The organism is Brevundimonas sp. CURTG3B2_SDJG, from assembly GCF_057364705.1.
In genome coordinates, this window is record NZ_JBNFOJ010000584.1 from 1 (window position 1) to 591 (window position 591).

Annotated in this window: 2 protein-coding genes; both read right to left on the reverse strand. The window is 72.6% G+C overall.

The features are described from left to right. Positions 1-187: FAD-binding protein (locus AC2W7C_RS18795; RefSeq protein WP_486002697.1), on the reverse strand; the 187-nt coding region annotated here is incomplete at its 3' end. Beyond that, the coding region (locus AC2W7C_RS18800; RefSeq protein WP_486002696.1) for a DUF4893 domain-containing protein at positions 118-591 on the reverse strand (474 nt) is incomplete at its 5' end. The genes AC2W7C_RS18795 and AC2W7C_RS18800, both read right to left, overlap by 70 nt.

A 591-nucleotide genomic window follows, 5' to 3' on the forward strand; every position in this document is an offset into this window, starting at 1 on the left:
CGCCCCGCTCCGAACCGCTCCAGCACGCGACGCGTCGCCCCTGGCGGGCGAGCATGAGGGCGCAGGCCAGGCCCGAGGGGCCGGCCCCGACGACGGCGATGTCGCGCGCGGCCTGACTCAGGCCGGCACCAACTCGATCAGGTCCAGGTTGGATTCGTTCTGGGGCCAGGGGATGACCAGGCGCCAGCGGCGTTCGCCGATACGCTCGAGCACGGCGACCAGGTCGCGATCGGGCCGCTGGCCGTAGGAATTGGCCGGCGGCTCCGACGCCAGGGCCATCGATCCCAGCATGACCATGTGGGAATCGTTTTCGGGGAACAGCAGGCCCGAGGGCCGCTGCGAGCCGGTCAGCTTGACGAATTTCAGCCCGTTCGGGGTCTGCTCGATGCGGCAGGCGAACCATCCGTAGACGACGTAGCCCAGCCCCTCTTCGCCTCCCTGGGATCCCAGCTTGACGGTGCGGCAGCGATAGGCGCCGGCGGGGGGCGCGACCGAGGGCCGCTGGGCGTCGGCGACGATCAGGTCGCCCAGGCCGCGCAGGTCGCCCGAGCCGCGCTGGCGGCGCGCCTGCTGCAGCGCCAGGGACCAGGC